The organism is Pontibacter sp. BAB1700 (genome assembly GCF_000277005.1).
Taxonomy (GTDB): domain Bacteria; phylum Bacteroidota; class Bacteroidia; order Cytophagales; family Hymenobacteraceae; genus Pontibacter; species Pontibacter lucknowensis.
Window position 1 is genome coordinate 75270 of record NZ_AKIS01000116.1, and the last position, 7601, is coordinate 82870.

At 53.4% G+C, this 7601-nt stretch carries 6 protein-coding genes and 1 pseudogene; 1 reads left to right on the forward strand and 6 read right to left on the reverse strand.

The annotated features are described in order from the left end of the window. Positions 1–79 precede the first annotated feature (79 nt). Positions 80–934, forward strand: a complete 855-nt coding sequence (locus tag O71_RS14305; RefSeq protein ID WP_234986373.1) for a murein L,D-transpeptidase catalytic domain family protein — start codon at positions 80–82, stop codon at positions 932–934. On the opposite strand, the gene O71_RS14310 is transcribed toward O71_RS14305, so the two are convergent. The 6 genes and pseudogenes from O71_RS14310 to O71_RS14325 form a co-directional block, all read right to left on the reverse strand. After that, positions 900–1526: a thioredoxin family protein gene (locus tag O71_RS14310; RefSeq protein ID WP_237717852.1), complete on the reverse strand. Its 627-nt coding sequence runs from the start codon at positions 1524–1526 to the stop codon at positions 900–902. The two genes, O71_RS14305 and O71_RS14310, sit on opposite strands and share 35 nt — an antisense overlap. Before the next feature lie 99 nt (positions 1527–1625). Next, positions 1626–2917, reverse strand: a pseudogene (gene malQ, locus O71_RS14315) (4-alpha-glucanotransferase). Beyond that, positions 2911–3132 carry a 4-alpha-glucanotransferase gene (locus O71_RS25715; protein ID WP_007658011.1) on the reverse strand — a complete coding sequence of 74 codons (222 nt, stop codon included), beginning with the start codon at positions 3130–3132 and terminating at the stop codon, positions 2911–2913. Before O71_RS25715 ends, malQ begins: the two are co-directional and overlap by 7 nt. Continuing rightward, the gene (locus O71_RS23360; RefSeq protein ID WP_007658013.1) at positions 3129–4742 is read right to left on the reverse strand and encodes a hypothetical protein; all 1614 of its coding nucleotides are present in this window, start codon (positions 4740–4742) and stop codon (positions 3129–3131) included. The genes O71_RS25715 and O71_RS23360 overlap by 4 nt, the downstream gene beginning before the upstream one ends. Continuing rightward, positions 4739–5851: an alpha-amylase family glycosyl hydrolase gene (locus O71_RS23365; protein ID WP_007658016.1), complete on the reverse strand. Its 1113-nt coding sequence runs from the start codon at positions 5849–5851 to the stop codon at positions 4739–4741. The genes O71_RS23360 and O71_RS23365 overlap by 4 nt, the downstream gene beginning before the upstream one ends. 65 nt (positions 5852–5916) lie before the next feature. Then, on the reverse strand, positions 5917–7601 hold a 1685-nt coding region (locus O71_RS14325), incomplete at its 5' end, for a DUF3536 domain-containing protein (protein WP_007658018.1).

Below are 7601 nucleotides of genomic sequence, written 5' to 3' on the forward strand. Positions count from 1 at the left end.
GCAATGTTGTACCTTTTGGGCAAATCTGAACAGTGCCTGAGCAGTCACGTAAAAACAGGTGTACCAATTGGAAAGGATCGTGAGAACGAACGTCAGAAAGAAAAGTATCAAAGAGCGGTGGCGCAACCGCGGAAAGAGAATGGGCAAACGACTGTTGCCTCTTTTTGCGCCGCTCATACTATCACCCTCCGCCTCCATAGGGGCTGGTAAATATGTATCCGTCAATCATAAGGTGAAGCCTAACGTGACAGCATTGTCTGTCATGCGGTTTGAGCAGGTATCCTTTGACCTCTACACTCAAATGAACCTGAGTGAATCGGACCTGAACTACGATGTGTTTAACAATGCCTTGATGGGCTATTATGGCATGTACAACGAAGGGCGTCTGTCAGATAAAGGCATCCTGACCATAGTAGACTTCACGAAGCCCTCCAGCGAAAAACGTCTCTGGGTGCTCGACCTGAACAACCGGCAGGTGCTCAGCAACACGTATGTGGCGCATGGCAGAGGCTCAGGCGAAGTGATGGCACAGACTTTTTCCAATGAGCACAAGTCCTTTATGAGCAGTGTGGGCTTTTACGTGACCGACGAGGTATACTATGGCAAGCACGGCAAATCGCTGCGGCTAGATGGACTGGATGAGGCCTATAACTCCAATGCCCGTGACCGTGCCGTGGTGATGCACGGTGCCGAGTATGCTACTGAAGACTTTATGAACAAATACGGCAGACTGGGCCGCAGCCTGGGATGCCCGGCGGTGCCACTGGGTGAGCACGAAAGCATAATCGATGCAGTAAAAGGCAAGACAGCCCTTTACATCCACTCGGGTGACCAGACCTATACCTCGCACTACCTTGACAATGCCAATGCCGTGGCGGGCTATATGGCAAGCACGCAGCCTACCCAGCTTCCGCCAGCGGAGTTTTCCATTTAATGCCACAGCCTATACCTGGTTTCTGGTCAGCTCTAACCTGATCACCGTTCAGCAAGGCATTAAGCGCCTGTCGCAGGTCCTGTCCTGTTACGGGCGTTTCGCTTTTGGGGCGTGCGTCATCAAACTGGCCATGGTAGGCCAGGCGCATGTTGCGGTCGAACACAAAAAACTCTGGTGTGCATACTGCCTGGTAGGCGCGGGCCACTTGCTGGGTCTGGTCATACAGGTATGGAAAAGGAAAGCTTTTTTCGCCGGCCAATTCCCGCATCTGCTGCGGACCGTCCTGTGGATAATTCGCCGCGTCGTTTGCGCTGATCCCTACAAAACTTACCCCTTTTTGCTGATACTCGCGGGCTGCCTTCACCAGTTCGTCCAGTATGAGCTGTACGTAAGGGCAGTGGTTGCAGAGGAACATGATGACAGTGGCTTTGTTAGAAACCACATCCTCTAAACAGACGAGCTTGTCGGAAGCCGTGTCGAGCAGGCAAAGTTGGGTGCTACAGTGCCCAGTGGTAATGCTGTGGAAGCTAATGGCATAATGCTGTAGATTAGGTGAGAGAATCTTTCTGGCTATACCTGAAAGCTGAATCAATGTAAGATTTTTGTGTGAATTAAAAAAGAAAAGGGGTGCTTATTACGCAACAGCTTTCAGCTGCGTAATAAGCACCCCTTTTCTGATTTTTTGGCGGAGCTATCTGCCGTACAGCTCTATTTCCTTTCTCAAGCGCTGCGCTGTAGTTTTGGTAAACATACCGGGCTGCAGGCGCCACTGCCAGTTACCCCTGGCGGTAGAAGGCTTGTTCATGATCGCTTCCTTACCCAGACCCAGCACATCCTGTATAGGCAGTACCACGAGTTGCGCCACCGACATGTAAGCCAGGCGTGCCATCACCTCATGCACGTTCTCTTTTGAAAGGCGCTGGGCACTGTAATCGCTCAGGCGCTTCTTATCATCTCGGCTGGCGTCCTGCTCATACCAGGCCCGCACGGTGCTGTTGTCATGGGTACCGGTGTATACAATGCTGCTTTTGATGTGGTGGTGTGGCGCATAAATACTCTCGGGCAAGTCTTCACCGAATGCAAAGAGCAGCACCCGCATGCCCGGCAGATCAAACTGGCTCATCAGGTCTCGTACCGGCTGGTCTATCTCACCCAGGTCCTCGGCGATGATGGGCATGGCAGGGAATTTCTTGCGTACCACGTTCAGCAATTCGGCTCCCGGGGTATTCACCCATTTCCCGTTGATAGCGGTCTCCTCTCCGGCAGGCACTTCCCAGTAAGCCGAGAAAGCCCGGAAATGGTCGAGGCGCAGCAAACCGAAAAGCTCCAGGTTATGGGCGATGCGCTGCAGCCACCAGTCAAAGTTTTGGTCCTGCAGTTTCTTCCAGTCAAACACAGGCGTGCCCCAAAGCTGTCCTGTTTCGCTGAAGTAGTCCGGTGGCACACCCGAAACAGCGGTAGGCATGCCGGCCCGGTCCAGTTTGAATAAATGCGGGTGTGACCAAACATCGGCACTGTCATGGCTTACATAAAAGGGCATGTCACCGATAAAGGTGATCTCTTTGGAGGTACAGTATGCTTTGAGTGCCTCCCACTGGCGGTAGAACAGGAACTGGAAAAAGGCTTCCCGCTCAATCTCACCAGCCAACTCAGCCAAGAGTGCCTCCATAGCATGATCCTGCCGTGTTTTAACTTTCTCAGGCCATTCCACCCAGGGTTTCTGATCGTAATAATGTTTGAAAGCCACAAAGCTTGTAAAGTCTGGCAGCCATGCCTTGTGCGTTTCCTGAAAGCGGATAAACGCGGCTTTGAGTTTGCTAGCCTTGCCGTCTTTGTAGTTGTCGTACGCCTGTCGCAGCAGCTTCACTTTATAGTCCGCCACCTCGGGTAGTTTACCTTGGATTTGTCGAAGCCGCCGCCCGCCCGTATGTCCTTTTTGTCCAGCAGGCCATCTTCCACCAGCCGTTCGGGGCTTATCAGCAGGGGGTTGCCGGCAAAGGCAGAGTGGCTGCTGTAGGGTGAGTTGCCGAGCCGATTTCAGTCGGGTTGAGCGGCAGAATTTGCCAGTACCGCTGGCCCGCCTCGGCCAGCAGGTCGGCAAACTTATAGGCCTCTGAGCCCAGGTCGCCGATGCCATAAGCGGATGGGAGCGAGGTGATGTGGAGCAGGATGCCGCTGCTTCGTTTGGGTATAATCATGCGTTTGAGGATGTTAAAAGTGCAACCGGGAAAGTCTTGAAAATCTCGGCCAAAGGTATAGACTGCTTTGCCTGCACCTGCTGTCCGCCAAAAAGCTGCTGCCAGTTTTGCGGCGCTTCGGCAGGAAGTTCCACCATCGTGTCACCCCACACCTGTTCGCCCAGTGGCAGTTCCTTTTCTGAGATGATGCTCGTGAGCAGACGCGGCACCACCACAATGCACCAGTTCTCTTCGTGGTGGCGGGCGAAGGCCATGGCATGGCGGCTGTGCTGGCCCTTTAACTTTAGCGGGATATAATCGCCCTCGTCGAAAAGTGATTTCAGCTCTTTGCGCAGGTGGAGTACCTGGTGCAGCAGGTATAGCTTCACGCGGGCATCGGTGGGGGAGGAGAGCAGCTCCTGCTGCAGCTCATCACCGTTTTCGTTGTGCTTTATTTCCTGCAAAAATTGCTGTCGTTGCTCGTAATCCACAGGGCGGCGGTTGTCCGGATCTACCAGGCTGAAGTCCCAGAGTTCGCAGCCCTGGTATACATCGGGCACGCCCGGACAGGTGGTTTTGAGGAGCGTCTGGCACAAGGAGTACAACCAGCCAAAATGAGCCGCCTTCTGGAAAAAGGGCTTGAAAGAAGCCATGAAGTCCTTGTCTTCCTGCAGCAGTTGCTGCACCAGATTTTTGACCGATGTTTCATAGGCTTCATTTGGCTCCGACCAGTTGGTGTTGACCTTGGCCTCCCGGAAAGCCTTCACGAGGTACTCCTGCACCCGCTCCACCAGTGTGTCATCCACCTTGCCGTCGATCGGCATCACGCCCAGCAGGGTTTGCAGGATGAAGTAAAGGTCGTTTGCTGTCGGTCCGTCGGACTTGCTATGCTTCCGTGCCAGTTGCATCCATTCTGTCGCGTTTTTCTCCCACTCTTCCGGCAGCTCACTCAGCACCTGCAGGCGCATGCGGGAGCCTTCGCCGCGTTTAGTGTCGTGCGTGGCCGTGGCGTTGATGGAGTGCGGATAAGTTTGCATGCGGTATTGCATGCGCTCATGGAAATCACGGCGGTCCAGGTTGAATACATCCGGGCTGTTTCCCACTTCGTTGAGCGCCAGCAGGCGGTTGTAGTTGTAGAAGGTGGTGTCTTCCACCCCTTTCGCTGCCAGCGGACCTGTAAACTGCTGACTGCGCATCACAAAGTATAGCTTTTCTCGCTTTAGTTCTTCGCTGTCCTGCTCACCTGACTCGAACAAAGTGTGCAGGTGCTCCAGCTCTGCTTTGACCTCAGGCGCTTTTTCATGGGCAATGCCAAAAGCTTTGTCCACCATTTCCATGGCCCCAGACGGCAGCGGGAAGGCATGGCCGTAGATGCGGTACACCGGGAAGGAGGCCAGCAATGTAGCCAGGGCATGGTGCCAGTTCTTGTCTCCGGAAGAGGCAGGTATAAGTTCACAATCACGCAGCAGGCGCAGCAGGTTTTGCAACTCGCCCTGCATGTAGTTCTCAAGGATCAGCAACTTCTTCTCGTAAACCAGCTTTTCGTAGTCGAGGGGTGCTTCGGGCACCAGGCGGTGATAAATCTCAGTCAGTTTTTTCTCACCTTCGGCATTGGTAAAGAGGTTGCTCACCCAGGCCAGAAAATCGTAGCCGCTGTTGCCTGTATCGGCCAGTAGTCGGGCATGTTTTCTTCACCTTCCAGAATTTTCTCCACCACCAGGTATACCTGCTCACCCGTCATTTCCCGCAGTCGCTCCAGGTAGTTGTCGGGGTCGAAAAGGCCGTCGACGTGGTCTACCCGTAGCCCCTGCACCAGTTGCCGCATGCAGAGCTCCTTGATAAACTGATGGTAATGGTGGAATACCTCCTCCCGCTCCATGGCTGTGCAGATCAGGTCGTTGACCGTGAAGAAGCGGCGGTAGTTGATACGCTTCTCTGTTTCCTGCCAGTGACTCAGAATATAATATTGCTGCCGGAGCAGTTCCTGAAGGGCTGTCTTGTCCTCGTTTATACCTCGTAGTACATCGGCTATACCTTGCTTTACTGCAGAATGATCTTGTGCAATCTGGTAGAGAGCCTGTTTCGCCTGCTCCCAATCGTTAGGCTCCAGCCTGTCGTGCGACATTAATTGCTCCAGCTTTTGCACCTGCTCCGTTAGTGCTGCGCTGGCTTCTGAAGAATTGAGCTTTTCGGCTACGCGCTCCAGCAGGAAGGTATAGCTGTCGATGCTGATTGGGTAAATATTGTCGAAGTAGTGTAGCCGGAAACCCTGTTCATCGAAACTGAGCTTAAGCTGCCCCTGCTTGACCACTTCCTGCAGAGGCTCTCCCAGGAAGGGTACCATTAGTTGGCCCTTAAAGTCAGGATGGTTGAAGTTGACATCGAAGAAGGTATAGAAACGCGACTTCTGGCCTTTTTCCAGCACGTCCATCAGCCAGGCATTGTTCGGGTGAAAGGCCATGTGGTTTGGCACGATGTCCTGCAACCAGCCCATGCCATGTGCTTTCAGTTCGTCTGCTATCGCCTGTAATTCTTCCATGGTGCCCACATCGGGGTTGAGCTGGTGCGGATCCGTCACGTCATAGCCGTGCTCACTGCCGGGACGGGCCGTGAAAAAAGGCGCAGCATAGATGGTGCTGATGCCCAGGTCCCGCAGGTAGGGGAGTATATTTTTCAGGTCCTTCAGTTTAAACTTCGGGGACAGTTGTAGTCTGTATGTCGAGGAAGGTATGTATACCATGTTGTTTTCTTTTTAGCTGTATAAGGAAAGGTGGCTTAGTGGGCAAAGTCTGCGAGATGTCAGCTTCATATTTTCAGATTCAGGCTATTATACAACTCTTCGAACTGCTTGCACCAGGCATCGGCTTTTTCGTTTTTTTCATCCTGTTTTTTGCGGTTCGTCTCATAGGTACTTTGTCGCATCCTGAAAGCGATGTTCTGCGACTGCCAATACTCCGGCTGCAGACTGGAGCCGTTGATGACCGTCAGGAGTTCGATCAGATATTGCATGTGTTCCGTGTCATCGGGATTTTCCTCCAGGTAGTGCATCGCTTCTTCTACATGGATAGTCGCCGCATAATTCACCGCTTCTTCATCCAGTTTCACGCCCATGCGATCGACTTCTTTCAGGAGTTTGAGCACGGTGTCCACATCCACCCGTTCGGCCATCAGGGCTTCAAGCAGGCGTCCCGATACAATGTAGTCTACCGTGATCTGCAGTGGCCGCGGCAGGTTCATATCCACGTTTTTGATGGCTGCCATCAACGGATAGTTATTGTCGTATACCTGCTGAAAATCATGCTCCAAAGCCCGCATGGTTTGCTCCAGTACCTGGTCCAGAATCTTCTTCTGGTCATCGCGGAAGAGGTGCCAGAAAGAGTAGTTGTGCGACTCGAAGTGCTTGTCAAGCAGCATGATTACTTCTGTGATATTGCCTTTGTCAAAGGCGGTGCTGAGTTCATGGTGCAGGGTGGCGAAGGCATCGGGGCTTACGAATTTGCGCACGCCCCCGAACAACTGATGATCACCAATGTGTAGCACGCCAAACGAAACGTCCACTTCCTCCCAGGTAATGGTGGAGCGGATGAAAGCTTTGCCAATGGCCAGCCGCTGACGTCCCGCCTCTAGCATTTCATAATATTCGGAAGTGGCCTTGTAGCTGTAGAGTGGTAGCTCTTCCGGGGAGTCGGCAAAGAGCGACGACACGGCATAATGGGCACCAACCCGCAACAGGTCCAATTGAGTTGGCTGCACTATTTTGTAGTAGGCCTTGGAAGCGTCGCCGTACTCCTTGTTATTGCTCTTAGCTCGTTTCAGGAATTCCACGAATGTTGTTTCATAGTCGTTGCCGCTCAGGTCCTTTGCCAGTTGCAGGGCTCGTGTCGCGTACAGAATGTCCTGCATCGTTTCGATACCGGTCACCTCGTCAAAAAACCAGCCGCAGCTGGTGTACATCAGCATGGCGTGGTACTGCATTTCGAGCAGTTTCAGAAACTTGATCTGCTCGCCTTTGCTCAGTTCCCGGTTAGTCTGTGAATGGATGAAATCATGCACATTGTCCTCGTTCCGGTCCATGATCACCTGGATGTAGTTGTTACGCGTCTGCCACGGATCGGCTCCCAGCTTCTGCATCTCCTGCTCAAAGAGCGGCTCCAGCTGATCGCGCACCCAGTCGAAGGCTTCCCGCACAGGAGCCCGCCAGGCCTGGTTCCAGTCATCGTGGCCGCCGGTGTGGCAGCCGCAGTCGCTGCGCCAGCGCTCTACGCCGTGCATGCAGCTCCAGGATGTGTTCTCGATGATTTCAGCTTCGTATTTAGGCGGGTATAGCTCCAGGTATTCTCCGTAGATCGTGATCTTGGCCAACTCTTCCTGCTCAATGTGGTGCAGGGCGTAGGAGAGGGCCATTTCACCGAAGCGGTGGTGGTGGCCGTAGGTTTCGCCGTCTGTGGCGATGTGCATGAGCTGCGGATCTTTGCTGTGCTCGTCGAAGG